Here is a 26,264-nt window from a genome sequence, read left to right as displayed (position 1 = left end):
AGTGATGTCGGCGGTCGGTCCGGGATGGGCCGGCCGCTTTCGTATGTCAACTGGGGTTGACGAATGGCGAGTGTCAACTTAGGTTGACGGTATGACCGAAGCAACGGATCTGGCCGAGCGCGCGGGTGACCGTGATCCACGGGTCGGCCTGAGGGCTGTCGCCGCGCTGCGCAGGCTGCTGGAGCAGTTGGAAGCCGTACAGGTGCGCAATGCGCGCAATCAGGGCTGGTCGTGGCAGGAGATCGCCGCCGAACTCGGTGTGAGCAGGCAGGCCGTGCACAAGAAGTACGGGAGGCATTGATGTTCGAGCGGTTCACGAAAGACGCCCGGGGTGTGGTGAAGGGTGCGTTCGAGTACGTGGAAGGGGGCGACGGGCAGAGTGTGGAGCCGGAGCATCTGCTGCTGGCGCTGCTCGACCGTGAGGGCAGTCGTGGGTCGTTCGCGCTGACCGCTCTCGGGCTCGGGGACCGGCGGGAGTCCGTGCGTCAGGCGCTGCGTGAGGCGCGGCGGCGGGCAGGGCTGTCACAGGCCGATACGGATGCGCTCGCCGGGTTGGGGATCGATGTGGCCGAGATCGTCGCCCGGGTGGAGGAGGTGCACGGGGTCGGCGCCATGTCCGGTGACCGGAAGGAAAAGGGGTGGTGGTCCGGGCGGCCCTCGTTCGGGCGGGGTGCCAAGGCAGTGCTGGAGCACTCCTTGCGCGTCGCTCTCGCTCAGGGGGACCGGCACATCGGTGACGAGCACATCCTGCTGGCCCTGACCATGCGCCCCGGTGTGCCGGCCGAGACCCTCGCCGACCACGGGGTGACGTACGAGTCCCTGGTGCGGGTGCTGTACGGGGGCGGCGAGGCCAAGGCCGGGTGACGCGGCTTTCCCTCCGGCCAGCTACTTCTTGGGCGTGCGCAGCAGTGCTCCCAGGTGGGCTGCCGCCGTCGACAGGTGGCGGCGGGCGTCACGCAGTTGGTCGGAGGTGACGCCATGGTCGCGGGCCGCGTCGCGGATGTCGTCCCGGAAGCGGTCGAGCAGGCGGTCCAGGTCGCGGGCGGGGTCGCCGGTGGAGTCCGCGGTGTCCTCGTGGGCCCAGGCCGGTTCGTAGGCGGCCGGGAAGTCCGTGGAGGGCCCTGAAGGGGCCGGCGGTTCTGCGGTGGTCGGCCGGTGGGTGTCAGATCCGGTGGCGGATTCCGTGTCGGATCCTGTGCGGGTGCCCGTCCCTGTCCAGTCGAAGCCGAAGTCCTTGCCGTAGCCCTTTCCGAACTCGCCCACCTCCTTGACCAGTTCGCTCAGGCCCTCGCGCAGGCCCGTCGGCCAGTCGCCACGGGTGAAGTGGTCCTGTACCTGCTCCTGGACCCGGCGGGCGATGTGCTGCACCTGTTCCTGCGCCTGGGCCCGGGCCTGTTCCTGAACCTCCTTGGCCTGGCGGCGGGCGCGCTGGGCGTCCTCGCGGGCGCGGCGGCTCTCGTCCTTGGCGCGGCGGGCCTGTTCCTTCCACTCCTGCCGGGCGCGCCGCATCTCCTCCTTGGCGACGCGCCACGCCTCCTTGTCGCCGTAGGCCGTGAAGTCCCCGAAGGGGGCGTCCGGTGCGCCGGGGGTCTTGCCGCCGTTGCCGCTGCGGGCCTCGGTCGCCGCCGCGCGCATCTCGCGGCGCAGATCGCCCGCGGCCCCGCGCACATCGGCCTGGATCTCGGCGGCCAGCTCCGCGACCGACTCCCGGATCTCCAGTTCCAGATCGGCCAGCTCGCCGCTGCGGTCGGCCAGTTCGGCCCGGCCGGCGTCCGTGATCGAGTACACCTTGCGGCCGCCCTCGGTGGTGTGGGTGACCAGGCCCTCGGCCTCCAGCTTGGCCAGGCGCGGGTAGACCGTGCCCGCCGACGGTGCGTACAGCCCCTGGAAGCGCTCCTCGAGGAGGCGGATCACCTCGTAGCCGTGGCGGGGGGCCTCGTCCAGCAGCTTCAGCAGATAGAGGCGGAGGCGGCCGTGGGCGAAGACGGGGGGCATGTCAGAGCACCTTCTTGTCGGTCGTGCCGTCGGCCGGGACGCCGGCGGCGCCCTCGTCCCGGCCGGAGACGGAATTGTCTCCCGAGCCGCCCCGGGGGCCGGTCGGCGGGTCCGTCGGCGAGCTGCCCGTGCCGGGTCGTGTGTCCCATGGCTCGGCCTCGTCCTCCCCGGCCGGGCGGCGCAGCAGGGCGATCGAGCCGGAGACGGTGGTGGCCCGTAGCGTGCCGTTGCCCGCGCCGAGACGGCCTGTGATCTTGTGGGCGCCCCACTGTCCGTGGACCCGTAGTCCGTCGAAGGCGTTGGAGATGGCGCCGCTCGCCGTGTTGGCCTCGACCTCGGCGTCCGCCGGGTACGGCAGGCGGATCGCGATCTCGCCCGAGACGCTGGTCAGTCGCACGTCCGTGGGGCCGTCCGGGTCGAGGTCGATGATCATGGAGCCGCTGACCGACTCGGCCCGCACGGAGGTGCCGGAGCCCTCGACCACCGTGAGGTCGCCCGAGACGGAGTTGAACCGGAGGTCACCGGTCACGTCCTGGGCCTCCAGGCTGCCGGAGACCGTGTCGGCACGGACCGGGCCGGAGAGTCCCACCAGGGTGGTGTCGCCCGTGACGCCCTTCACCACCGACGGACCCTGGATCCCGGAGACCACGGCGGCCGCGCCGACCACCCCCACCTCCACCCGGGTGGAGGCCGGGACGGCCAGGGAGACCACCGCGCTGCGGCGCCAGCCCTTGCGGTCCAGCCACTTGAGGAAGCCCTTCCAGGGCAGGTCCTCGTAAGCCACCGTGAGCGTGCCGTCCTGCTGGGTCACCACCAGGGGCGGGCCCTCGATCTCGGAGATCTCCAGGCGGGCGGAACCTTCGTCCGTGCCCACCACGTTCACCGTTCCGTTGACGAGTCGCACGTGCAGATCGCTCACGGGCTCGTCGAAAGTGAGCTTCCTCGGTTCCGCGACGGACCACTCGGACATGGTGCAGACCTCCCCGATTCAACGCGCCATATCGCGTCTTCTCGTATTCACGATATATCGTGGCGAGGGAAAGTCAAGGCACTCGTTCTGGGGATGGCGAGCTGTGCATAAGTGTTCAAATGGGGCGAGTCGCCCTAGCGTGTGACCATGCCGACGGAAGCTGGCCCCACCGGTCCCGCAGGTCCCGCCTCTGGGGCGCTGCTGCTGTGCCGGGCGGTACCCGGAGCCGTCGCCCCCGTCGCCCGCCTGCTGCGCGAACCCGTGCAGCTCCTTCGCGCGGGCGACGAATGGAGCGTGCTGGTCCCCGAGGGCGGGCCCTGGCGGGACGGCGGCGAGCCTGTCGACCGGGTGGTCACCGGCTGGGCCACGGCCCTCGCCGTCGGCGCGCCCTGGCCCGTGCTCGCCCTGTGGTGGGACGCCGACCACGCGGCATTCCTGCTGGCGTCCGGCTTCCGCCGCCCGGTCGGATTCGTCTGGCTCGCGAGCGGCGTACCGGTGGGGGAGGACGAGGCACTGCGCACCTTCGCCGCGCGCGTGGGCCTCGATCCCGTGCTGGACGTGGGGGCCCTCGACCAGCTGGCGAAACCCGACTCCGCGGCCGATGCCGGTAGCCGGCTGCGCGGTCTGCTGGCGGTCCTCGCGCGCGTGGGCGTCTCGCTGCCTCCGGGACTCGCCCCGGGCGAACCCGCCGAGCGCCTGCGGGAAGCCGCCGCGCGCCGGCCGGACAGCCTCCCGGTCGCATGGCCGGTCCGGCGCGACGAGGTCGCGGAACGCGACACCCTCGGTCACAGCCGCCTCGGCCCCTGGATGCCCTGGACCGGAGACCCGAGGGCCCGCGCTCTGGCTCTCGCTCAAGTGGCGGCGGGCGTACCGCTCCTGGCCTGGGGGCTACGGCGGCGCAGCGGGGGCTGGGTCGCGGCCGGAGGGCTGCTGCTGGCCAATGGCACGCTGGGCCTGGCGTACGGCCTCATGTATCCACGCGACTGAGGCCTCCGCCCCCGTGACTGACGCCTCCGTGCACGCGACTGACGCCTCCGCCCCCGCGACTGACGTCCTGAAAGCCGCCCGGGAGCTGCAGAGCGCCCGGACCCGGCGGAGGATTCCTACTCGTCGTCCTCGTCGTCCAGCCGTGCCAGCCAGGTCGCCAGGCGCTCCACCGGCACCTCGAAGTCGGGGTTGAGGTCGACGAACGTCCGCAGCTGCTCGGCGAGCCACTCGAAGGTGACCTCCTCCTCGCCGCGCCGCTTCTCCAGTTCCTCGATGCCACGGTCCGTGAAGTACATGCCGTCAAGGATATGTGCGCGCAAACGGCCGGGCCGCACCCCCGTAGCGGGGATGCGGCCCGGTCACATAGGACGCGCGAGGGCGGTTACGCCTCGAACACCTCACGCACCAGCTGCTCCTGCTCGGCCTGGTGCCGCTTCGCGGAACCGACCGCCGGGGACGAGCTGTGCGGGCGCGAGATGCGGCGCAGGCGCTCGCCGTGCGGGACGTCGGCGCCGACCGCCAGGTCCAGGTGGTCGATCAGGTTGAGCGCGATGAACGGCCACGCGCCCTGGTTCGCCGGCTCCTCCTGGGCCCACAGGTACTTCTCGGCGTTCGGGTACTTCTTGATCTCCGCCTGGAGCTCGGCACCCGGCAGCGGGTACAGGCGCTCGATGCGGATGATCGCCGTGTCCGTGACGCCGCGCTTCTGACGCTCGGCCTCCAGGTCGTAGTAGACCTTGCCGGCGCAGAAGACGACCTTCCTGACCGCCGCCGGGTCCACCGACGCGTCGCCGATGACCGGCTGGAACTGGCCCGTCGTGAACTCCTCCGCCTTGGCCGCCGCCGCCTTCAGGCGCAGCATCGACTTCGGCGTGAAGACCACCAGCGGCTTGTGGTGCGGGTTGTGCACCTGCCACCGCAGGAGGTGGAAGTAGTTCGACGGCGACGTCGGTGTGGCGACCGTCATGTTGTTCTGGGCGCACATCTGGAGGAAGCGCTCGGGGCGCGCCGAGGAGTGGTCCGGGCCCTGGCCCTCGTAGCCGTGCGGCAGCAGCAGGACGACGCCGGACGTCTGGGCCCACTTCTGCTCGGCCGACGAGATGAACTCGTCCACGACCGTCTGGGCGCCGTTGACGAAGTCGCCGAACTGCGCCTCCCACATCACGAGCGCCTCGGGGCGGGCCAGCGAGTAGCCGTACTCGAAGCCCATCGCCGCGTACTCGGAGAGGAGGGAGTTGTAGACGTTGAGCCGCGCCTGGTCCTCGGAGAGGTACTGCAGCGGCGTGTACTCGTCGCCCGTGGTGCGGTCGATGATGACCGCGTGGCGCTGGCCGAACGTACCGCGCTGCGAGTCCTGGCCCGCGAGGCGGACCGGGACGCCCTCCAGCAGGAGGGAGCCGATGGCGAGGGTCTCGCCCATGCCCCAGTCGATCGTGCCGTCCTCGACCATCGACGCCCGGCGCTGCAGCTGCGGCAGCAGACGCGGGTGGACGGTGATGTGGTCGGGGATGTTGACCTGGGACTCGGCGATCCGCTTGACGACCTCCGAGGTCACCGCGGTGTTCACGGTGACCGGGAACTCGGCCTGCGGGTCGGTGGGCTCGGCGGCGGCCGGCTGCGAGGTGGCCTCGCGGACCTCCGTGAAGACCTTCTCCAGCTGGCCCTGGTAGTCCTGCAGCGCCTGCTCGGCCTCTTCCAGGGTGATGTCGCCGCGACCGATGAGGGACTCGGTGTACAGCTTGCGCACCGAGCGCTTCTTGTCGATCAGGTCGTACATCAGCGGCTGGGTGAAGGCCGGGTTGTCCGACTCGTTGTGACCGCGGCGGCGGTAGCAGATGAGGTCGATCACGACGTCCTTGTTGAACGCCTGGCGGAACTCGAAGGCCAGGCGGGCAACGCGGACGACCGCCTCGGGGTCGTCGCCGTTCACGTGGAAGATCGGGGCCTCGATCATGCGGGCCACGTCGGTGGCGTACATCGAGGAGCGCGACGACTCGGGAGCCGCCGTGAAGCCGACCTGGTTGTTGATGACCACGTGGACCGTGCCGCCGGTGCGGTAGCCGCGCAGCTGCGACATGTTCAGGGTCTCGGCCACCACGCCCTGGCCCGCGAACGCCGCGTCGCCGTGGATCGCCACCGGCAGGACCGTGAAGTCCGTGCCGCCCTTGTTGATGATGTCCTGCTTGGCGCGGGCGATGCCCTCCAGGATCGGGTCGACCGCCTCCAGGTGGGAGGGGTTGGCGGCCAGCGAGACCTTGATCTGCTCGCCGTCCAGGCCCGTGAAGGTGCCCTCGGCGCCCAGGTGGTACTTCACGTCGCCGGAGCCGTGCATCGACTTCGGGTCGAGGTTGCCCTCGAACTCGCGGAAGATCTGCGCGTACGACTTGCCGACGATGTTCGCCAGGACGTTCAGCCGGCCGCGGTGGGCCATGCCGATGACGACCTCGTCGAGACGGGACTCCGCCGCGCTGTCCAGGACCGCGTCCAGCAGCGGGATGACGGACTCGCCGCCCTCCAGGGAGAAGCGCTTCTGGCCGACGTACTTCGTCTGCAGGAAGGTCTCGAAGGCCTCGGCCGCGTTCAGCCGGCGCAGGATGCGCAGCTGCTCCTCGCGCTCCGGCTTGGTGTGCGGGCGCTCGATGCGGTCCTGGATCCACTTGCGCTGCTTGGGGTCCTGGATGTGCATGAACTCGATGCCGGTGGTGCGGCAGTACGAGTCGCGCAGCACGCCGAGGATGTCGCGCAGCTTCATCAGGGACTTGCCGGAGAAGCCGCCGACGGCGAACTCGCGCTCCAGGTCCCACAGGGTGAGCCCGTGCTCGGTGATGTCCAGGTCGGGGTGCTTGCGCTGCTGGTACTCCAGCGGGTCGGTGTCGGCCATGACGTGGCCGCGGACCCGGTAGGAGTGGATCAGCTCGAAGACGCGGGCGGCCTTCGTGACGTCGTCGTCGTGGCTGGCGTCGATGTCCTTGAGCCAGCGGACCGGCTCGTAGGGGATGCGCAGCGCCTCGAAGATCTCGTCGTAGAAGCCGTTCTCGCCGAGGAGGAGGTTCGCGACGATCCGCAGGAACTCGCCGGAGGCGGCGCCCTGGATGACCCGGTGGTCGTAGGTCGACGTGAGCGTCATGACCTTGGAGATACCGAGCTTGTTCAGCGTGTCCTGGGACGTGCCCTGGAACTCCGCCGGGTAGTCCATGGAGCCGACGCCCATGATCACCGACTGGCCGGGCATCAGACGCGGCACGGAGTGCACGGTGCCCAGGCCGCCGGGGTTGGTCAGGGAGACCGTCACACCGGTGAAGTCGTCCATGCCCAGCTTGCCGTCGCGGGCGCGGCGGACGATGTCCTCGTAGGCCTGCCAGAACTCGAAGAAGTTCAGGGTCTCGGCCTTCTTGATGCCCGCGACCACGAGCTGGCGGTCGCCGTTGGGCTTGACCAGGTCGATGGCGAGGCCGAAGTTGACGTGCTCCGGCTTGACCAGGGTCGGCTTGCCGTCCTTCTCCACGAAGGAGTAGTTCATCGACGGCATGGCCTTGATGGCCTGCACCATCGCGTAGCCGATCAGGTGCGTGAAGGAGATCTTCCCGCCCCGGGCGCGCTTCAGGTGGTTGTTGATGACGATGCGGTTGTCGAAGAGCAGCTTCACCGGGACGGCGCGCACGGACGTGGCCGTGGGCACCTCCAGGGAGGCGTTCATGTTCTTCGCGACCGCGGCGGCGGGGCCGCGCAGCACGACCTGCTCGGGGCCCGAGGGGGCCTCGGCGGCGGGCTCGGCCTTCGGCTTCGCGGCGGCGGCCGGCTTGGCGGGGGCCGGAGCGGCCTTCGCCGGGGCGGCGGCCTGGGCCGGGGCCTGCGCGGCGGGCTTCGCCTGGGCCGGAGCCGAGGCGGGAGCCGGCGCGGCGGCGGGCTTCTCGGCCGCCGGGGCGGGGGCCGCGGCCTGGGCGGGGGCGGCCTGGGCCGCCGGCTGAGTCGTGGTGGTCCCCGCGGCCCCCGCGGCCGCGGTACCCGCCGGAGCCGAGGCGGCGGCCGCCCCTGGCTTGTAGTCGGCGAAGAAGTCCCACCAGGCTCGGTCTACCGAATTCGGGTCCTGGAGGTACTGCTGATAGATCTCGTCGACGAGCCACTCGTTGGCACCGAACGACGCGGCGGGGTTCTTCCCCGCTTGGTCGGTGTCGGTAGAGATGCTCGAGTTACTGGGGGACTGTGGCGACACGGCGGTAACCGCCCTCTTCCGCTTCACAAGATGATGGACAGCGGGAATCAAGGCTACGCCTCCCGGACCGTGAAGGTCAGGCCGGGCCCGTTCAACGTCACGCAAGTCACACTTCAAAGAGTGTTTCGGGGCTTGAAATGGCGGGAAACAAGCGTGGTTCCGCTTAAGGAGGGAAGGGGGGAGCGGCACCCGGGGCGCCGACGGCGCGGGTCTGTGCCTGATCACACGTGTCCGTCAGCGCGGACGCCCGTGGATCTTGAGGCTCCGCTTCGAACTTTACGTCAACTTGGCAGAGATGGAAGTCCCGGAAGAGTGACAAGAATCCGGCAACCTCGCTCGGATTCGGCCACTCCGATCCGCCCGCCGTGCAGATCCACCGCCCAGCGTGCGATGGCGAGGCCGAGGCCCGTGCCGCCGTCGCTGCCCGATCCCGGCGGCCGTTTGGCGCTGCCGCGGTTGAACCGCTCGAACACACGGTGCCACTCGGACTTCGGAATGCCGGGGCCCTCGTCCAGGACCTCCAGCTCCAGCGACTCCGGCAGTGCGCCGCGCCGCGCCTTGACCGTCACCCGGCCGTGCGGCGGGCTGTGCTTGACCGCGTTGTCGATGAGGTTGGCCACGACCTGGTGGATGCGCTCCGGGTCGGCGTGCGCGGTCAGCTCCGGAGGCGAGACGTCGAGGTGCAGATGGACGTCCGTACGGGTGTGACTGCCCGAGCCGGTGGCGATGCCCGCGCGCACGGAGGCGACCATGTTGGCCTCCTTCAGCACGCCCGACAGATACGGCCACACCTCGAAACGCCGCTGCTTGAGCGGTACGACGCCGTTGTCCAGGCGGGACAGGTCCAGCAGCGTCTCCACCAGCCGGCCGAGCCGCTCGGTCTGCTTCAGGGCCGTGCGCATCGTCTCGGGGTCGGCCTGGGTGACGCCGTCGACGATGTTCTCCAGCACCGCGCGCAGCCCCGCGATGGGTGTGCGCAGCTCGTGCGAGACGTTCGCCACCAGCTCCTTGCGCTGGCGGTCCTGGGCCTCCAGCTCGTCGGCCATGGCGTTGATCGTCACCGCCAGGTCGCCCAGCTCGTCACGGCGGTTGTCCCGCACCCGGCGGGTGTAGTCGCCCTGCGAGATGGAGCGGGCCACGGCGGTCATCTCGTCCAGCGGCGCGGTGAGCGAATGGGCCACGAACTGCGTAATGAGGAGCGTGGCGATCATCGAGAAGACCGTGATGAAGCGCAGCTCCGTCTTCGTGTGCACCGCGATCACCGACAGGCCTGTGGTGATCAGCACCGAGATGACGACCAGCGCGCCCAGCTTGGTCTTGATCGAGAACGGGCTCACCCCGCCCCAGGGTTCCGGCTCCCCGGGGTTTCTCCGTGCGGCCGGCCCGCCGCTCATGGCGTCGGGGTCTCCAGGGCGTAACCCACGCCGTGCACCGTACGGATCCGCTCGGCGCCGATCTTCCGGCGCAGCGCCTTGATGTGGCTGTCGACGGTCCGGGTGCCGGAGGCGTCCGCCCAGTCCCAGACCTCGGCGAGCAGCTGCTCGCGCGAGAGCACCGCGCGCGGGGTGTTCGCCAGACAGACCAGCAGATCGAACTCGGTCGGCGTGAGGTGAACATCCTCACTCCGCACCCGCACGCGTCGCTGCGCGTGGTCGATCTCCAGCTCGCCGAGGCGCAGGATGCCGCTGCGCGGCGTCGCGGCGGCCAGTGCGGCCCGCTCCACACGGCGCAGCAGCACGTGCACACGCGCCGCCAGCTCCCGCATCGAGAACGGCTTCGTCATGTAGTCGTCGGCGCCGACGCCCAGCCCGACCAGCATGTCGGTCTCGTCGTCGCGCGCGGTGAGCATCATCACCGGCACCGGCCGGGCGGCCTGCACACGACGGCAGACCTCCAGACCGTCGAAGCCGGGCAGCATGATGTCGAGGATCAGCAGGTCGGGCTGCCAGGCCTCGGCCGTGTCGACCGCCGCCGGACCGTCGCCCGCCGTTTGCACGAGGAATCCCTCGGCTCGCAGGCGGGTCGCGATGGCGTCCACGATCGTGGCGTCGTCCTCGACGACGAGAACCCGGCGCTGCGCGCCCGGGGTAGCCGTCGCCGAACCGTTGTGGGAGGTCTGTGTCTGCTCCATCGCCCGCCCCTGGGGTGTGCTTTCCGGAATCAGTGGGGTGATTCCTCATGACTGGCTATGCCTGCGCATGGTTGCGATTGACGCTTGAATGATCGGCGTCAGAGGAGCAGCGTACGGGGAGTCAGGACACCTTTGCTATCCAGGGCGGATGCCGAGGTGTACGACGTCGGGAACGCCCCGGGCAACCGGGATCTCTTCGGTACGCACCCGTTGGAACCCGGCATTCCGCAAGGTTTCTTCGAATTCCGGAGAGGGCTGGGCGGACCAGACGGCGAGTACCCCGCCGGGTCTCAACACCCGTGCGCAGCTTGCCAGTCCGGCCTCCGAGTAGAGATTTCCGTTGCCCTCCGTGACGGTCCAGCCGGGGCCGTTGTCGATGTCGAGACACAGGGCGTCGAACGTGTCGGATGTCTCATTGACGTAGGTCACGAGATCGGCTTCGACGATTTTCGCGCGGGGGTCGGCCAGGGCCTCGGCGGAGAACGCGGAGAGCGGGCCGCCGAGGTGCCATTCGACAATCGCGTGCTCGCGTTCCACGACCGCGATCCCTCCCCAGCGGGGGTCCGCCGACGCGTGGGCCAGGGAGAAACCGACGCCGAGTCCGCCGATCAGGACGTCCGGGCGGTCCCGGCCGGGCAGGGCGTCCAGGGCCGCGTCGACCAGCCGCCGCTCCGAGCGGCCGTCGGAGGTGTCCATCAGGAAGCAGCCGTTCGCGATGATCTCCAGCCGGTCCCCGTGCCGCCGCAGCACGACCTCGCCGTGCGGGCCCTCGCGACGGTCCAGTACATCGGGCGTGTCGTTCGAGGTGGGCATCGGAGCATCCTGGCAGGTGCGGGGTGCACGGCGCCAAGAATTAACGGAGCGGCCCGCGGCGGACGCGCTGCGCGGCTTTCGGGTTGCTGTGAATCGGCTCTCGCGTGGCGCCGGTCACAGACAGTGGGGCAGAGGTACGCGAAGGCTGGGACGTGACGGAAGGAGCGCCCGCTGTGGAACGCACCGCGCCGCCCGACGAGACGGCCGTGACGACGCGGACGGGCGCGCCCGTGTCCGATGTGCCGGGGCTCCTGGACGGGGTTCCGAGACAGCGGGGTCCGCGAGAGGGCGTAAGAGAGTCCGTCCCGGTGCGGGAGCCCCGGCGCCGGTTGCCGAGACCCTGGCTGCTCCTGCCCACGCCGACGGGCACGCCGTTCACCTTCGGGTACGTGGTCGTGCTCTGCGTCACCTCGCTGATCTCCGCCTACGCGGACCCCGCGCTGGTCCACGCCCTGCTCCAGGGTTCCAGCACCGATGTGGCACATCTGGTGCGGACGCCGGGGCTGGTGCTGGTCGGTAGCGCGCTGTGGGTCGCGGGCGGGGTGGCCTCGCCGTTCACGATCGGGTTCGTGCTGGTGCTGACCGCGCTGGAACGGCGGATCGGGGGCCTGCGCACGGCCGGTGTCTTCCTGCTCGGGCACGTCCTGGCCACCCTGGCGACCGAGGTCCCGGTGGGGCTCGCGGTGCTGGCCGGGCACCTCCCCGACAGTTCGCTGCACCGCCTCGACTACGGCGTCAGCTTCGGCGTCGCGGCCGGCACCGGCGCCCTGGCCGGCCTGCTCTCCCCCTGGCTGCGCGTGCCGCTGCTGGCCGTCTTCGGCGGCATGCTGCTCCAGGACCTCCTCGCCTTCACCGACCCGATGACGAACTGGGGCCACCTCATCGCCCTGGCCATCGGCATCACGACCTGGCCGGTGCTGCGGCGGTGGGGCGCGAAGCGGGCCGTCGGGGGCTGAGGGCGAGCCCGTCAGGCCGGCGGGGCGGTAGGCGGGCAGTGCCTGGCGCTGGTCAGCAGGGCCACCACCTCCCAGCCCAGTGCCTCGTAGAGCCCTCGCCCCGCGGGTGTCCCGGACAGGACGCCGGTGCGTGCTCCCTGCTCGACGGCGGCGTTCTGAAGCGTCCGCATGACGAGGCTGCCGAGCCCTCTGCGGCGGTGCTCGGGGGCCGTCTCGATCTGGTCGGCGACGGCGGTCGCGCCGGTCGGGGCGATCTGGCCGCGGGCCGCGAGGGAGCCGTCGGGCGCGGCGACCAGCACGCGCGTCACCCCGCCGCGTGACCAGGTGCGCAGCCGGTAGCCGCCGGGAACGTCAGGAACGTCGTCCGCTGTCAGGGGGACCGTCATCAAATAGCCGGGCTCGGGGTCGATCCACCAGTGGTCGTCCAGCCAGCCGGCGATCACCGAGGGATCCCGGAACGCCTTCAGCCAGACCGCGTCCCCGGTCACCTCGCCGGCCACCTTGCGGACGGCCGTCTCGTCGAGATCCTCGCCCGTCGCGCCGAACACATGCCGTGTGACGTGGCCGATCGCCCCCACGTCGATCGTGCAGCCCCATGGCTCGGTCACGGGCGGAGCCGCCCCGCGCGACACGACCCATCCGTCCACCCATGCCCGCACGGTCGCTTCCACGCCGCCCCCTCGGTAATAGCCAATCGCACTCTTTATCTATTACGGAAGCCGACCTTACGCGTCCGCCCGCCTCGCGTGTCGCAGGTGATCGCTGACAGCGAACGGCCGTCGGGGAACATCCGGCGGTCCCCGTGCATTGAGTCGGCATAGCTCAACTTGACTGCCGAAGGGGAGATCATGGCTGCTGAGTCCAAGGCGTTCACATCGCTCACCCTGCCCGTGCTGCCGCTCGACGGCGAGGTCGTGCTGCCCGGGATGGTGGTCCCGCTCGATCTGAGCGACTCCGAGGTCCGTGCCGCGGTGGAGGCCGCTCAGGCCGCTGCCAGGTCAACACCAGGGAAGCCCCGGGTACTCCTGGTGCCACGGATCGACGGGACCTACGCGAACACCGGTGTCCTCGGCACCGTCGAGCAGGTCGGCAGGCTCGCCGACGGCGACCCGGGCGCCCTGATCCGTGGCCGGGGCCGGGTGCGTATCGGGGCGGGGACCACGGGTCCGGGCGCCGCCCTCTGGGTCGAGGGCACTCACCTCGACGAGTCCGTGCCGGATCCGCTGCCCGGCCAGGTCGCCGAACTGGTCAAGGAATACAAGGCACTCGCCACCGCATGGCTGCGCAATCGCGGCGCGTGGCAGGTCGTCGACCGGGTGCAGGCCATCGACGACGTCTCGGCGCTCGCCGACAACTCCGGCTACTCGCCGTTCCTGACCACCGACCAGAAGATCGAGCTGCTGGAGACCACTGACCCGGTGGCCCGGCTGAAGCTCGCCGCCCAGCAACTGCGCGACCACCTCGCCGAGCAGGACGTGGCCGAGTCCATCGCCAAGGACGTCCAGGAGGGCGTCGACAAGCAGCAGCGCGAGTTCCTGCTGCGGCGTCAGCTGGAAGCCGTCCGCAAGGAGCTGCGCGAGCTGAACGGCGAGCAGGACGGTGAGGAGTCCGACGACTACCGCGCCCGCGTGGAGGCCGCCGACCTGCCGGAGAACGTCCGCGAGGCCGCGCTCAAGGAGGTCGACAAGCTGGAGCGGTCCTCCGACCAGTCGCCCGAGGGCTCCTGGATCCGCACCTGGCTCGACACGGTCCTGGAGATGCCGTGGAACGAGCGCACCGAGGACGCCTACGACATCCAGGGCGCCCAGGGTGTCCTCGACGCCGAGCACGCCGGTCTGGAGGACGTGAAGGAGCGGATCACCGAGTACCTCGCGGTGCGCAAGCGGCGTACCGACCGGGGCCTCGGCGTGGTCGGCGGGCGGCGCGGCGGTGCCGTGCTCGCGCTCGTGGGTCCGCCCGGCGTCGGCAAGACCAGCCTCGGCGAGTCCGTCGCCCACGCGATGGGCCGCAAGTTCGTGCGCGTCGCCCTCGGCGGTGTGCGCGACGAGGCCGAGATCCGCGGCCACCGGCGTACGTACGTCGGCGCTCTGCCCGGCCGGGTCGTGCGCGCCATCAAGGAAGCCGGGTCGATGAACCCGGTCGTGCTGCTCGACGAGATCGACAAGGTGGGCTCGGACTTCCGGGGCGACCCGGCCGCCGCCCTCCTCGAAGTCCTCGACCCCGCGCAGAACCACACCTTCCGGGACCACTACCTGGAGGTCGAGCTGGACCTGTCGGACGTCGTCTTCCTGGCCACCGCCAACGTCCTGGAGGCCATCCCGGAGGCGCTGGCCGACCGGATGGAGATCGTCCGCCTGGACGGCTACACCGAGGACGAGAAGGTCGTCATCGCCCGCGATCACCTGCTGCCGCGCCAGCTGGAGCGGGCCGGGCTCGCCGAGGACGAGGTGACCGTCGACGAGAGCGCGCTGCGCAAGCTCGCCGGGGAGTACACCCGCGAGGCGGGCGTCCGGAACCTGGAGCGGTCCGTCGCGCGGCTGCTGCGCAAGGTCGCGGCCCAGCACGAACTGGGCGAGCGGGAGCTGCCGTGGACGGTCACGGACGAGGATCTGCGCGCACTGATCGGCAGGCCGCATCACGTTCCCGAGTCCGCGCAGGAGCCGGCGGAGCGGCGGACGTCCGTGCCGGGTGTGGCGACCGGGCTCGCGGTGACGGGAGCGGGCGGTGACGTGCTGTACGTGGAGGCGTCGCTGGCCGACCCGGAGACCGGCGCGGCCGGGCTGACCCTGACCGGCCAGTTGGGCGACGTGATGAAGGAGTCCGCGCAGATCGCGCTGAGCTTCCTGCGTTCCCGCGGTGCCGAGCTCGAACTGCCGGTGGGTGATCTGAAGGACCGGGGCGTGCACATCCACTTCCCCGCGGGCGCGGTCCCCAAGGACGGCCCCAGCGCCGGCATCACGATGACCACGGCCCTCGCGTCCCTGCTGTCCGGCCGGCTGGTCCGCACCGACGTGGCGATGACCGGCGAGGTCTCGCTGACCGGGCGGGTCCTGCCGATCGGCGGTGTGAAGCAGAAGCTGCTGGCCGCGCACCGCGCCGGGGTCACCACCGTGATCATCCCCAAGCGCAACGAACCCGACCTGGACGACGTCCCGGCCGAGGTGCTGGACAGGCTCGACGTCCACGCCGTGACCGATGTCCGCCAGGTCCTGGAGCTGGCGCTCGCGCCCGCGACGAACGGGGCGGCGCCCGAGGTTCCGGTGGCCGCGTGACGGAGGTCGCCGGATAGGGAAGGCCCGGGTTCTCGTGAGGGAGGCCCGGGCCTTCACCGTGTGGTGGCCCTGTGGACAGGCGTGCCGTGACCTGCGGAATACTTGCCGAACTGCGGTGATGACGGCAGGTGACGGAAAATCTCAGTACGGGGCGAGACCGAGGCAGGGGCTGACGTGCAGGACAACGGGAACGGCGACGGACCGGGAGGCGAATCCGCCCTGGCCGCGAGCGGTGTGGACCAGCCCGCCTTCCTCGCGCTGGAGCGTGAGCTGACCGTGCTGCTGCGGCGCGCTCGGGCCAACCAGGGCGAGATGGCCCGCGAGGTCCACCCCGACCTGGAGTCGTCCGCGTACGGGCTGCTCGTCCGGCTCGACGAGTGCGGCAGCCAGCGGGCGACCGAGCTCGCCGCCTACATCGGCGTCGGCAAGGCCACGATGTCCCGCCAGCTGCGCGCCCTGGAGGAACTCGGGCTGGTCGCGCGCGAGCCCGACCCCGCCGACGGCCGCGCCTGGCTCGTCGCCCTCACCCAGGAGGGCCACGACCGCGTCCGCCGGGTGCGGGAGGCCCGCCGTGCCCGCTACGCCGGCCGCCTGGCCGACTGGGACACCCACGAGGTCACGGAACTGGCCCGGCTGCTGCACCAGCTCAATCGCGGCATGGAGAGGTAGGACCGGGCAGCCGCTCAGAACTCCACGTACACGGCCGTCGCGTCGTCGTGCCGCTTGCTCCTGCCCAGGAACGTCGCGGCGGTCTCCGACCGTTCCAGTGCCCGGACACGGTCCACCAGTGCCTGGGGGCCCTCCTTGCGCACGAGGTGGAAACAGTCCGTCCAGTCACCCTCCTCGAACCTCTCCACCCAGCGCGTGGCGCCGTCCGTCAGGGCCGCCAGCGCCCGGACCTGCCGGCGGGGCAGGGTTCCGGTCACCGCCCGGGCCGCCACCGAGGGATCCGCGGCCGCCGTCCAGAAGCCGCCCTCCTTGTTGCGGACCGTCGAGTCCACCAGCGCGTCCGTGGCCAGGGCCGAGCGGGGGAGGAGGGAGAGCCGGTCGTCGAGGACGGGTGTCACCACGCCGTCGGGGGACTCCAGGAGGAGGGCGGAGTCCGAGAGCACCAGGTACTCCACCGTGGCCGGGGTCCAGCGGGCCACGACCACCGTGGCCTGCGGTGTCCGGGGGTGAGAAAGGTCACAGGTTGCGGCATGCGCCTCGGAGGTACGCGCGATGGCGCGGGACAAGGCGTCGACCAGGGGAGCATCCGGGAGTGAAACGGTCAGTTCGGTCAGAGCTCCGCCGAGGCGTGCGGTGAACCAGGGGACGGAATGCAGACACCCCGTCCCGCCCCTCGGCGGCGTGACACCGTCCAGGACGACGACCGCACCGCCCTGTCCGGAGGCCGGTAGTCCGACACTGGCGAAGTCCTCGTTGGGGCGGTCGGCGTCTCCCGGCTCAGAGGCGAGTTCAGTGCGCATCCAGCCAGTCTGCACGAGCCCTTCACAAGGCTCGCAAAAGGCTGGCAATAGTTGCGGGACCGGTGCGGCAGCGCAGGTCAGGCGCCTGTTTTGGGAGGGAATGCTTTGTTCCGGGAAGGCGTGGCGGCGAATATTGCCACCGCCCGCCGCCGACGTCCAACCGGCATGCCGCACAAGGCCGCTGCAAGGGCCAGCGGAACTTGCCCCTCAACTCTCGTCCGGGGTTCACTCCTTCGGGTGGCGGGTCAGGTGATGCGCGTGCGCTGCCCACCGGCGCTGGGAGGGTCGGGAAGTGTACCGGGAGTGCACGTCAGTTGACGGAACGTCACCCGGGCCATGGGTTCACGAGTCAGGAATGCGAGCACCGGTGCAGAAGACGCGGCCTCGTCGTACAGGCAAGCAGACGGCCCCCGCTCAGGGCACTGAGCAGACGCCCCCCACCGGCAAGGGCCGCTCCACGCACGTACGCAACCGGCTCATCGTCGCCGTGGCCGTGGTCGCCGCGGCCATCGCCGGTGCCGGTACCCCGTCCGTCCTCGCCGCCTCCGGGGAACTCCACGACTCCCAGGAACTGGTGACGCTCGCGGAGCAGACGCAGGACGCCCTCGGGCTCGCGCACTCCCTCGCCGACGAGCGGGACGACGTCACCTCCTACATAGCGGCCGGCCGCCCCAAGGCCAAGGCGCCCTCCGAGCAGCGCAGCGCCCGCGTGGACCGGCAGGTCGAGGAGCTGCGGGCCGACACCGACACGCCCGCCTCGCTCCGCTCGGACCTCGACGACATCGCGGCCGTCCGCCGGGCGGCGCTCACCGGCAAGAGCAACGCGCTCGAAGCGCATCAGGCGTACTCCACCGCCATCACCCAACTCCACCGGCTCGCCGAGCAGCTGGCGCAGCAGACGCCGCCCCGCGCGGGCTCCGGCGCCTACGCCCGGGCCGAACTGGACTCCGCCGTCCAGCAGGCCGCCGCCGCCCGCGGGCTGCTGCTCGCCGCCCTCAGCGTGCCGCGCGGCGAGACGGTCACCGACCCCGTCACCGGTCTGCCCGCCGAGACCTCCTCCGACGCCGACACCCGGCAGCGCGACGCCCTGAGCGCCGCCGCCCAGCAGGCCCGGCTGCGCTCCGACGCGGCGCTCGCCGACTTCCGCGACACCGCGCCCAAGGCGGCCCGCACCTCGTTCGACTCCACGGTCACCGGCACCGAGGTCAACTCCGCCGACAAGTACCTCGCCATCCTCACCGACCAGCCGACGCTCACCGGCGGCGAACTCTCCACCGTCAACACGAAGAAGCTGGACGCGGCCCTCTCGGCCCGGGTCGACCTGATGCGCGGTGTGGAGTCCGCCCTCTACGACCGGAGCACCAAGGACCTCGAGGCACTGCGCGACGACGACGTCACCGCGCTGGAGATCCGCATCGCCGTCCTCGGCGCCCTCATGCTGCTCGCCGTCGGTGTCGCCACGGGCATGGCCCGCAGCCTCACCCGGCCCCTGGCGGTCCTGCGGCTGGGGTCCAAGCGCCTCGCCGAGGCCGAGGACCCGGCGGCCGAGGAACCGGTCAAGTTCACCGGCCGCAACGACGAGTTCGCCCAGGTCGTCCGCTCCGTCAACGCCCTGCACGGGCACGCGGCCGCCCTGACCGAGCGGATCACCACGCTGGAGTCCGACCGCAAGCACCTCGTCGGCCAGCGCCAGAAGATGGCCGACGCACGCGAGGAACTGCGCGGCGAACTCGCCGAGTCCGTCGCCCAGCTGGAGCGGGTGCGCACGGCCATCGGCGGTACGTTCGTCAATCTCGCGCTGCGCACCCTCGGACTGGTCGAGCGGCAACTGGCCGTCATCGAGAACCTGGAGGAGCGCGAGCAGGACCCGGACCGGCTCGCCACCCTGTTCAAGCTGGACCACTTCGCGACGGTCATGCGCCGGCACAGCGAGAACCTCCTGGTCCTCGCCGGCACCGAGCACGTCCAGCACGCCGCCGGGCCCGTGCCGCTCGTGGACATCGTCCGTGCCGCGGTGAGCGAGATCGAGCGGTACGAGCGGGTCCGTATCGCCGCGCTGCCGCCGCACGCGCACATAGCCGGGTTCGCCGCAGACGACCTGTCCCACCTGCTGGCCGAACTCATGGAGAACGCCACGTCGTTCTCGCCGCCCGACCTGCCCGTCGAGGTCTCCGGCTGGCTGCTGGAGAACGGCGAGGTCATGCTCTCCGTCCAGGACGAGGGCATCGGCATGACCGAGGACCGGCTGGAGCGCCTGAACTCCCGCCTCTCCGACTTCGACCCGGAGGCGCCCTACGACCAGGAGGGCGAGGACGGTCTCGGCCTCGGCCTGTACGTAGTGGCCCGCCTCGCCCACCGTCACGGGGTGCGCGTGCAGTTGCGCGAGCAGAAGCAGGGCGGGGTCGCGGCGGTGGTCGTCCTGCCCCGCAACCTCTTCGCCGCCGCTCCACACACGGCCGTCCCGTCCTCCGGCCCGCTCTCCGCCACGACCCACACCGTCTCCTTCCCGGGCGCCGACGCCGAGGCCAACTCCAACGTCCTGCACAGCCGCGCCGGCGGCGGAGACCCGTTGGTGGCACTGGCGGAGAAGGCGGTACGGCGGGACGAGGCGGCGGAGGCCGCCGAGCACCCGGAGCCGGCGGAAGCCGGAGTACCTGCGGAGTCCGCGGTGCCGGTGGAGTCCGAAGTGCCGGCGGATGACGAGGCTCAGGTGGAGCCCGAGGCGCCTGCGGAGCCCGAGGCGCCCGCGGCACCGGCGGAAACCCCTGCCGAGACCACGATGGAGCTGCTGCTTCCGGTACCGGAGGGGGACCCGGAGCCGACGCAGCACGATCCCGCGGCCGCCGACGGCGATTTCGCCCCACAGGGGCCACCCGCACACGACCACGAAACCCGCACGGGGGGTGCGGGTGGGAACGAAGACGCCGAAGGCGAAGCCGAGGCCGACGTCGAGCACGAACGCGTCACCGACAAGGGCCTCCCCAAGCGCACTCCCAAGATCACCGCACAGGCCCAGGCTCCGCGCCAGCGGACCGGCTCCGTGGACGCCGCGGCCCTCCGCCGCCGTCTCGGCGGCTTCCGCCAGGGCGCCCAGGCCGGCTACCGCGAGGTGGAGGCGGAGATCGCCGAGCAGACGGCCTCGCACAAGCGGCCGGTCACCGGCACATCAGGACCAGCTGAATCCGAAGAAGCCACGGGGGGCACAGCCGAGGAGGCAAGCAGTTGACCGCTCCCAGTACCTTCGGACTGATCGGGCTGAGCAGTGAGGCCCGCAACCTGCACTGGCTGCTGACCAACCTCGTCGAGGAGGTACCTGGCATCCTCTCGGTCGCGGTCGTCTCCTCCGACGGACTGCTCCTGCTCTCCTCCGACGACCACCGCAACCGGCAGGCCAGGGAAGCCCTGCAGGCCCGCGGTACCAAGCGGACCGGCCCGCGCGGCTCAGCCGCCGACCTGGCCACCATCGTCTCCGGCATCGGCAGCCTCACCGTCGGCGCCGCCAAGCTGATGGACTTCGGCGGGGTCAGGCACACCATGGTCGCGATGGACGAGGGCAGCCTGTTCGTCATGTCGATCAGCGACGGCTCGCTGCTCGGCGTCCACGGCTCCGCGGAGTGCGACATGAGCGTGGTGGCGTACCACATGGCCCTGTTCGTCGGCCGCGCCGGCCATGTCCTGACGCCCGAACTCCGCAGCGAGCTCCGTAGTTCCCTGGAGCGGTCCCAGACGACGGGGAGTGCCCGATGAGCAGTACGCCGAAGCATCACCTGCCGGTCCGCGGCGGTGACCGCAAACCCGCCCGGGTCCGCCCCTACTCGCTCACCGGCGGCCGCACCCGGTTCGGCCACGTCCTCCTGGTGGAGACGTTCGTGGCGAGCACGGCCGCGCTGGAGGCCCCGGAGGAGCGCCGGGAACTGACCAACGGCTCCCTCTCCACCCGCGTGATGCCGGAGCTCCAGGCCATCGTCGAACTGTGCCGCCGGATGCGTACGGTGGCCGAGATCGCCGCGCTGCTGAAGATGCCGCTCGGCGTGGTCCGCGTGCTCCTCAGCGACCTCGCGGACCAGGGAAAGATTCGTGTGTACGGAACGGGAACCGGCCACGGCACGGGCCGCCCGGACCGAGCTCTGCTGGAAAGGGTGCTGAGTGGACTCCGTCGTCTCTGACGCCGCTCACGGCGTCTCCGCAACATCCCCGTTCGTTCAGCCCGACGCGAGCATGCACGCCTGGGAGACGGACCGTACCCGCGCACCCATCGCCACGAAGATCGTGGTGGCGGGCGGCTTCGGCGTGGGCAAGACCACCCTGGTCACCGCAGTCTCGGAGATCACGCCTCTGCAGACCGAGGCACTGATGACCGAGGCGAGCGAGGCCACCGACGATCTCACCTCCACACCGGGCAAGACCACCACCACCGTGGCCATGGACTTCGGGCGCCTCACGCTCGACGACGACCTGGTGCTCTACCTGTTCGGCACGCCGGGCCAGCAGCGGTTCTGGTTCATGTGGGACGACATCGTGCGCGGCGCGATCGGCGCGGTCGTCATGGCCGACACACGCCGGCTGAAGGACTGCTTCCCGGTACTGGACTACTTCGAGAGCTCCGGACTGCCGTACGTGGTCGCGGTGAACCACTTCGACGACAGCGAGCTGTTCGAGCCGGAGGATGTGCGGGAGGCCCTGACCATCCCGCGACACATACCTGTCATGATCATGGACGCGCGTCGCCGGATCTCCGTGATCGAGACCCTCCTGGCCCTGGTGGGCCACGCGCTCGACGAAACCCCCGAGTAGAGGACAGCCCCGCATGCGGAAGATACTCGTCGTCGGAGCCGGTCAGTCCGGACTCCAGATCGCTCTCGGCCTCCAGTCGCAGGGGTACGAGGTCACCCTGATGTCCAACCGGACGGCGGACGAGATCCGTACCGGCCGGGTCATGTCGACGCAGTGCATGTTCCACACGGCACTGCAGCACGAGCGCGATCTCCAGCTGAACTTCTGGGAGTCCCAGGCCCCGAAGATCCAGGGGCTCGGCGTCTCGGTCGCCGCCCCCGGCTCCTGGGCCGAGGGTCCCGCGGCGCGTGCGATCGACTGGCTGGGCAGGCTCGACGGGTACGCGCAGTCGGTCGACCAGCGCGTGAAGATGGCCGGCTGGATGGAGACGTTCGCGCAGCGCGGCGGACAGCTCGTCATCCACGGCGCGGCCGTCGGCGACCTCGACTACTTCTCCCGCACGTACGACCTGGTGCTGGTCGCGGCCGGCAAGGGCGAGCTGGTCCAGATGTTCGGCCGGGACGCGGAGCGTTCCCCCTACAGTGAGCCGCAGCGCGCGCTGGCCGTGGCGTACGTCCACGGTCTGGGCCCGCGCCCCGAGCACCCGGACACCGAAGGGGTCCGCTGCAACCTCGTGCCGGGCGTCGGCGAGCTGTTCGTCATGCCCACCCTGACCACCTCGGGCCGCGCCGACATCCTGTTCTGGGAGGGCATACCCGGCGGCCCGCTCGACGCCTTCGGCGGCGTCAAGGACCCCGCGGAGCACCTCTCCCTGACCCTGGAACTCATGGAGCGGTACGTCCCCTGGGAGTACGCGCGGGCCACCAAGGTCGAGCTGACCGACGCGGGCGGCACGCTGGCCGGCCGCTACGCCCCCACCGTCCGCAACCCCGTCGGCCGCCTCCCCAGTGGCGGTCTCGTCCTGGGTGTGGCGGACGTCGTCGTCGCGAACGACCCGATCACCGGGCAGGGCTCCAACTCGGCGTCCAAGTGCGCCGCCGCGTACCTCTCCGCGATCGTCGAGCACGGTGACAAGCCGTTCGACGAGGAGTGGATGCGGTCCGCCTTCGACCGCTACTGGGACACCGCCCAGCACGTCACCAAGTGGACCAACGCGATGCTCGCGCCGCCGCCGGAGCACATCCTGAACCTGATCGGCGCCGCCGGTGAGCTCCAGCCGGCCGCCGACCGCTTCGCCAACGGCTTCAACGACCCGGCCGACTTCGAGAACTTCTTCTACGAGCCGGAGAAGACGGGGGCCTACCTCGCCGAGTTGTCCGGCGGCGCTGGTGCGGCGTAGGGCCGACCGGTCCTAGCGGTCGTACCCCTCGTCCGACCCGTCCGTGGCGCCCTTGGGAAGCTTCGGCGGCGCGTACCGCCGCAGGGGCTTCCCGGCCGGGTCCGGGCGTACGGCGCCCAGGAGCGGGTTGGCCGCGATCGGTGACACCTTCACCTTCGCGCCCGGGCGGGGTGCCTGTACGACCATGCCGTCGCCGAGGTACAGCGCCACATGCGTGGCCTCGGGGAAGTACACGACCAGGTCTCCCGGGCGCAGCTCGGCGAGCGGGATCCGCTTCAGCCGTTTCCACTGCTCCTGGCTGGTCCGGGGGATGGGTGCCCCGGCCTTGGCCCATGCCTGCGAGGTGAGGCCCGAGCAGTCGTACGACTTCGGGCCCTCCGCACCCCACTCGTACGGCTTGCCGAGCTGCCGGACGACGTAGCGCAGGGCTCGGTCGCCCTCCGCTGATGGTCTGCGGGCGCTGCTGAGCGCGCCGGACGCCATGAATTTCTTCTGGGCCTTCGTGATCCCGTTCCTCTCGAACTCGGAGAGGGCGGCGAGCTGGTCGCGGCTGAGGGTGGCGAGGAGGTCCTCGACGTCGTGCAGGCGTCTGACGACCTGGTCCCGTTCCTTTTTGCGCCGCTCGGTGAGGGTGAGCTGTGCGTCGAGGGCCTTGCGGGCCTTGCGGGCGAGGTCGTCGGCCTTTCGCTCGTCGCCCGTCAGGCGGTTGATCGTCTCGGCCCGTTCCCGGGCGATCCTTCGGATCACGTGGCTCTGGTCGATCGCGTGCTGGGGGTCGCGGGCCAGGAGCAGTTGTACGTACGGGGAGATGTCGGTGCTGCTCTGGTACTGCTGCCGGGCCAGGCGGCCGACCTCGCTCCGGCTGTCGTGGAGGGAGAGCCGGGTCCGGGCCAGGGCGCGGTTCAGGCGGTCGGTCTCGGTGCGCTGTTTCTTTAGCCTCTCCTCGGTGGCGTTGTAGGCCTCGGTGGCCTGTTCGGCCTTGTGGTAGAGCTGCTGAAGGTCGGTCAGGAGGTAGGCGAGGGAGGCCGGGGGTGGTCCGGGGTCGGGCTTCGGGGCCGCGGTGGCGGGGACGGGGGCGAGGGCTGTTGCTGCTGCCATCGCCGCCATACAGGCCAGACGCAGAAGGGTTCCTGACATGCCATCACCTCCGATGCGGGGGCGGCCCTTCGGCCACCGGACATCGTGAGGATGAGGGGTGCGGGGTGGTGTGTGCGGTAAGCCTGCGCGGTTCGGCGCAACAGGGTCACCCGTCGGCGTCGTCCCGCTTGCCGGGCGGCGTGGCGTGTGGCTTCGACCAGGGCCATGTGAGCCGCCGGGGCGGGACGCCTTCGGGGGCGTACTCGTACTTCCAGCGGTTGGTCAGGCCGACCCTGCCCGGTCCGCGGGGGACGCGGCGGTAGACGAGCACGGTGGGCGGGCCGCCGGCCGGGTCCGGGACGGGGATGCGGTACGTCTTGGGCGGGTGGCCGGTGATGCCGAGCAGGACGGGCAGGACCCTGCCGTCCATGGGGCCGCCCTCGAAGGGGGTGTCTTCGCTCTTCACCAGATCAGTGTCAGACATCCTCGGCGAGGGCCTGGACCAGGGCGTCGGTCTGCGGGTCCCGGCGGGCGGTCACCGACAGCATGGCCACGAACTGCTCCACGAGCCAGTCGCGGAGGTCCTCGGCGGGGGGCTGCTTGTCCTCGTCGAGCCAGATCAGCGACGAGGCCTCCACGGCCGTGATCCACATGCGGACGGTCATGCGCAGGCGGGGGCCCGGGGTGGTGACCTCCAGATGGCTGACGATGTGCTCGGCGGCGGCGCGGCGTACGCCGTCGACGATGGCGGTGGTCCGTGAGGTCTCCACGACGCTGCCACCCTGGAGGAGGGCGCTGAAGCCGGCGTCGTGCTGGTCGACGAAGGCGAGGTAGCGGTCGAGGGCGCGGGACAGGCGGGGGAGGAGGGGGCCCTCGCGGGGTTCGTCGAAGCAGGTGCGGAGCTCGTCGGCGGCGGAGCGCAGGGCGGCCTCGTAGAGCTGCTGCTTGCCGCCGGGGAAGTACCGGTACACCAGGGGGCGGGACACTCCGGCCGCCTCCGCCACGTCGTCGAGGGACACCTCCTCGGGTGCGCGGTGGGCGAAGAGGTTCAGTGCGGAGGTGAGCAGCTGGCTGCGGCGTTCCTCGACGCTGAGTCGCCGGTAGGCGGGGGTGGGGGCGGCTGGTGTCATGACTCGCAGCGTAGCCGGGGGGCCGGGGGTGGGGTGCCTGCGGCGGCCTGCGCGGTCTGTGGGGGGTGCGCGTCGCGCCATCTCGCCGGGGGTGGGTCGGGGCCGTGTCGGCGGGTGCGGGCGCGTCGTGGCTTACGCCAGCAGGCCCGAGGACTTCCACAGGCGGCGGCCCACTCCCCGCAGCACTCCGATGTCGTCGAGGAAGTCCGTCAGTCGCTTCGAGCCGTTCTGCATGACCTCCCGGCGATGCCCGCTGGCCCGGACCTGGGCGAGGGCCTCGCGCTTGTCCAGGCCGACGTTCGTGTAGACGTCCGGGTTCACGAACGCCACCGAGAAGACCCGGGCGAACTCGCCGGAGGTGACCCGGGTGAACTCCTGGGACCACTTGGGGGCCGTCACCATCTGGCGGCGGAGTTCCTCGCGGGCGTAGCGCACGTGTCGGGCCTCCTCGACCACGTGGATGCGGGTGACTCCCCTGACCAGGGTCTGGACGCGCTCGTCGGGGAAGGTCAGGCGCTGCATCCAGTCGAGGACCTCCTCGCCGAGGAGGGTGGCGGTGAAGGAGCCGGGGGTGGTGGAGATGGTCTTGAAGAGGCGGCCCAGGTGCTGGTGGGCGCGGCTGACCGGGTACCAGGGTGTGTCGCCGTGGGAGATCAGGCGGGCGAACATCTTGGAGTGCCGGCACTCGTCCTCGATCTCCGTGAGGGCGTAGCGGACGTGTGCGCTCGTCGCGGCCTTGTCGTAGATGTGGCGGACGAGGAGCTGCATGAGGATGATCTCGAACCAGATGCCCAGGGAGGCGAGGGCCGCCGCCTCGTGCTGGGAGAGCAGGATCCGCTGTTCCTCGCCCATGCGCTTCCAGAGCGGGGTGTCGTAGAGCGAGACCAGCTCCGGGGGCCAGAACCACTTGCCCTCCTCGAAGGGCGCGTCCCAGTCCAGTTCCTTGTCCGGGTCGAAGGAGTGCTTGGCTGAGGAGTCGAGCAGCCGCTGGGCCACCTGCTCCCGGTCCTTGAGCAGGCCGAGGGCGTCGCGCAGGCCGTCGAGCGCGTCGGCTTCCGTCAGGGTCGTCATGGCTGCCCACCTCGTTGTGCACACGTCACTGTCCCCTTTATGAGACTGCGTGTCAGCAAGCTCGTCAATCCCCTGTGCGCCACTTGTTGACGCGGCGTCTACCGCGT

The 26,264-nt window shown here is 71.0% G+C and carries 24 protein-coding genes; 11 read left to right on the top strand and 13 right to left on the bottom strand.

Features of this window, described 5'->3' with window-relative positions; genetic code table 11:
- The first annotated feature begins 91 nt into the window (after positions 1-91).
- The gene (locus ACIBK5_RS30030; RefSeq protein ID WP_004925761.1) at positions 92-301 is read left to right on the top strand and encodes an HTH domain-containing protein; all 210 of its coding nucleotides are present in this window, start codon (positions 92-94) and stop codon (positions 299-301) included.
- Positions 301-864 (top strand): Clp protease N-terminal domain-containing protein, encoded by a 564-nt coding sequence (locus ACIBK5_RS30025; protein ID WP_399024306.1) that lies wholly within the window; start codon positions 301-303, stop codon positions 862-864. Before ACIBK5_RS30030 ends, ACIBK5_RS30025 begins: the two co-directional genes overlap by 1 nt.
- A 21-nt stretch (positions 865-885) precedes the next feature.
- On the opposite strand, the gene ACIBK5_RS30020 is transcribed toward ACIBK5_RS30025, so the two are convergent.
- Together ACIBK5_RS30020 and ACIBK5_RS30015 are read right to left on the bottom strand one after the other, a co-directional pair.
- A complete protein-coding gene (locus tag ACIBK5_RS30020) occupies positions 886-1,995 on the bottom strand; it encodes a helix-turn-helix transcriptional regulator (protein WP_399024304.1) in 1,110 nt (369 codons plus the stop codon).
- A gap of 1 nt (position 1,996) precedes the next feature.
- Positions 1,997-2,965 (bottom strand): DUF4097 family beta strand repeat-containing protein, encoded by a 969-nt coding sequence (locus tag ACIBK5_RS30015; protein ID WP_399024302.1) that lies wholly within the window; start codon positions 2,963-2,965, stop codon positions 1,997-1,999.
- Positions 2,966-3,112: 147 nt separating this feature from the next.
- Between ACIBK5_RS30015 and ACIBK5_RS30010 the strand changes: the two genes are divergently transcribed.
- Positions 3,113-3,952, top strand: a complete 840-nt coding sequence (locus ACIBK5_RS30010; protein ID WP_399024300.1) for a hypothetical protein — start codon at positions 3,113-3,115, stop codon at positions 3,950-3,952.
- 116 nt (positions 3,953-4,068) lie between these two features.
- Here the strand turns inward: ACIBK5_RS30010 and ACIBK5_RS30005 are convergent, their stop codons facing one another.
- From ACIBK5_RS30005 to ACIBK5_RS29985, 5 genes are all read right to left on the bottom strand, one after another.
- Positions 4,069-4,248, bottom strand: coding sequence for a DUF6104 family protein (locus ACIBK5_RS30005; protein ID WP_003992906.1), 180 nt, complete (start codon positions 4,246-4,248; stop codon positions 4,069-4,071).
- An 86-nt stretch (positions 4,249-4,334) separates the two neighbouring features.
- Positions 4,335-8,165, bottom strand: coding sequence for a multifunctional oxoglutarate decarboxylase/oxoglutarate dehydrogenase thiamine pyrophosphate-binding subunit/dihydrolipoyllysine-residue succinyltransferase subunit (locus tag ACIBK5_RS30000; protein WP_399024298.1), 3,831 nt, complete (start codon positions 8,163-8,165; stop codon positions 4,335-4,337).
- Positions 8,166-8,446: 281 nt separating this feature from the next.
- Positions 8,447-9,559 (bottom strand): sensor histidine kinase, encoded by a 1,113-nt coding sequence (locus ACIBK5_RS29995; RefSeq protein ID WP_399024296.1) that lies wholly within the window; start codon positions 9,557-9,559, stop codon positions 8,447-8,449.
- Entirely contained in the window at positions 9,556-10,296 is a 741-nt protein-coding gene (locus ACIBK5_RS29990; protein ID WP_184590528.1) for a response regulator transcription factor, read from the bottom strand. The genes ACIBK5_RS29995 and ACIBK5_RS29990 overlap by 4 nt, the downstream gene beginning before the upstream one ends.
- A gap of 135 nt (positions 10,297-10,431) precedes the next feature.
- A complete protein-coding gene (locus tag ACIBK5_RS29985) occupies positions 10,432-11,109 on the bottom strand; it encodes a spermidine synthase (RefSeq protein WP_399024294.1) in 678 nt (225 codons plus the stop codon).
- A 173-nt stretch (positions 11,110-11,282) separates the two neighbouring features.
- Here ACIBK5_RS29985 and ACIBK5_RS29980 point away from each other — a divergent pair, with 173 nt between their 5' ends.
- Entirely contained in the window at positions 11,283-12,065 is a 783-nt protein-coding gene (locus ACIBK5_RS29980; protein WP_399024292.1) for a rhomboid-like protein, read from the top strand.
- A gap of 11 nt (positions 12,066-12,076) precedes the next feature.
- Here ACIBK5_RS29980 and ACIBK5_RS29975 read toward each other — a convergent pair whose 3' ends face one another.
- Positions 12,077-12,736: a GNAT family N-acetyltransferase gene (locus tag ACIBK5_RS29975; RefSeq protein WP_399024290.1), complete on the bottom strand. Its 660-nt coding sequence runs from the start codon at positions 12,734-12,736 to the stop codon at positions 12,077-12,079.
- 177 nt (positions 12,737-12,913) lie between these two features.
- Here ACIBK5_RS29975 and lon point away from each other — a divergent pair, with 177 nt between their 5' ends.
- Together lon and ACIBK5_RS29965 are read left to right on the top strand one after the other, a co-directional pair.
- Positions 12,914-15,337, top strand: a complete 2,424-nt coding sequence (gene lon / locus ACIBK5_RS29970; protein WP_399024288.1) for an endopeptidase La — start codon at positions 12,914-12,916, stop codon at positions 15,335-15,337.
- Positions 15,338-15,511: 174 nt separating this feature from the next.
- Positions 15,512-16,006 carry a MarR family winged helix-turn-helix transcriptional regulator gene (locus ACIBK5_RS29965; protein WP_399024286.1) on the top strand — a complete coding sequence of 165 codons (495 nt, stop codon included), beginning with the start codon at positions 15,512-15,514 and terminating at the stop codon, positions 16,004-16,006.
- A gap of 14 nt (positions 16,007-16,020) precedes the next feature.
- On the opposite strand, the gene ACIBK5_RS29960 is transcribed toward ACIBK5_RS29965, so the two are convergent.
- Complete coding sequence (locus ACIBK5_RS29960) at positions 16,021-16,806, bottom strand: protein phosphatase 2C domain-containing protein (protein WP_399024284.1); 786 nt, start codon at positions 16,804-16,806, stop codon at positions 16,021-16,023.
- A gap of 367 nt (positions 16,807-17,173) precedes the next feature.
- Between ACIBK5_RS29960 and ACIBK5_RS29955 the strand changes: the two genes are divergently transcribed.
- The 5 genes from ACIBK5_RS29955 to ACIBK5_RS29935 are packed head-to-tail and all read left to right on the top strand — an operon-like array spanning position 17,174 to position 22,879.
- Positions 17,174-20,032 (top strand): nitrate- and nitrite sensing domain-containing protein, encoded by a 2,859-nt coding sequence (locus tag ACIBK5_RS29955; RefSeq protein ID WP_399024282.1) that lies wholly within the window; start codon positions 17,174-17,176, stop codon positions 20,030-20,032.
- Positions 20,029-20,553 carry a roadblock/LC7 domain-containing protein gene (locus tag ACIBK5_RS29950; protein WP_184590512.1) on the top strand — a complete coding sequence of 175 codons (525 nt, stop codon included), beginning with the start codon at positions 20,029-20,031 and terminating at the stop codon, positions 20,551-20,553. Before ACIBK5_RS29955 ends, ACIBK5_RS29950 begins: the two co-directional genes overlap by 4 nt.
- The gene (locus ACIBK5_RS29945; RefSeq protein WP_184590510.1) at positions 20,550-20,972 is read left to right on the top strand and encodes a DUF742 domain-containing protein; all 423 of its coding nucleotides are present in this window, start codon (positions 20,550-20,552) and stop codon (positions 20,970-20,972) included. Before ACIBK5_RS29950 ends, ACIBK5_RS29945 begins: the two co-directional genes overlap by 4 nt.
- Entirely contained in the window at positions 20,953-21,600 is a 648-nt protein-coding gene (locus ACIBK5_RS29940; RefSeq protein ID WP_399024279.1) for a GTP-binding protein, read from the top strand. Before ACIBK5_RS29945 ends, ACIBK5_RS29940 begins: the two co-directional genes overlap by 20 nt.
- Positions 21,601-21,613: 13 nt before the next feature.
- A complete protein-coding gene (locus ACIBK5_RS29935) occupies positions 21,614-22,879 on the top strand; it encodes a styrene monooxygenase/indole monooxygenase family protein (protein ID WP_399024277.1) in 1,266 nt (421 codons plus the stop codon).
- 12 nt (positions 22,880-22,891) lie between these two features.
- On the opposite strand, the gene ACIBK5_RS29930 is transcribed toward ACIBK5_RS29935, so the two are convergent.
- The 4 genes from ACIBK5_RS29930 to ACIBK5_RS29915 all read right to left on the bottom strand — a co-directional run bounded on the left by ACIBK5_RS29930 (position 22,892) and on the right by ACIBK5_RS29915 (position 26,157).
- The gene (locus ACIBK5_RS29930) at positions 22,892-24,016 is read right to left on the bottom strand and encodes an NlpC/P60 family protein (RefSeq protein ID WP_399024275.1); all 1,125 of its coding nucleotides are present in this window, start codon (positions 24,014-24,016) and stop codon (positions 22,892-22,894) included.
- A gap of 106 nt (positions 24,017-24,122) precedes the next feature.
- Positions 24,123-24,422, bottom strand: a complete 300-nt coding sequence (locus tag ACIBK5_RS29925) for a hypothetical protein (protein ID WP_399024273.1) — start codon at positions 24,420-24,422, stop codon at positions 24,123-24,125.
- 10 nt (positions 24,423-24,432) lie between these two features.
- Positions 24,433-25,086, bottom strand: coding sequence for a TetR/AcrR family transcriptional regulator (locus tag ACIBK5_RS29920; RefSeq protein ID WP_399024271.1), 654 nt, complete (start codon positions 25,084-25,086; stop codon positions 24,433-24,435).
- 132 nt (positions 25,087-25,218) lie between these two features.
- Positions 25,219-26,157: a diiron oxygenase gene (locus ACIBK5_RS29915; protein ID WP_031108281.1), complete on the bottom strand. Its 939-nt coding sequence runs from the start codon at positions 26,155-26,157 to the stop codon at positions 25,219-25,221.
- Between the last annotated feature and the right edge of the window lie 107 nt (positions 26,158-26,264).

The sequence above is a fragment of the Streptomyces sp. NPDC050546 genome (assembly GCF_044457425.1).
Classification (GTDB): domain Bacteria; phylum Actinomycetota; class Actinomycetes; order Streptomycetales; family Streptomycetaceae; genus Streptomyces.
This window is presented reverse-complemented; position numbering and strand designations above follow the sequence as displayed.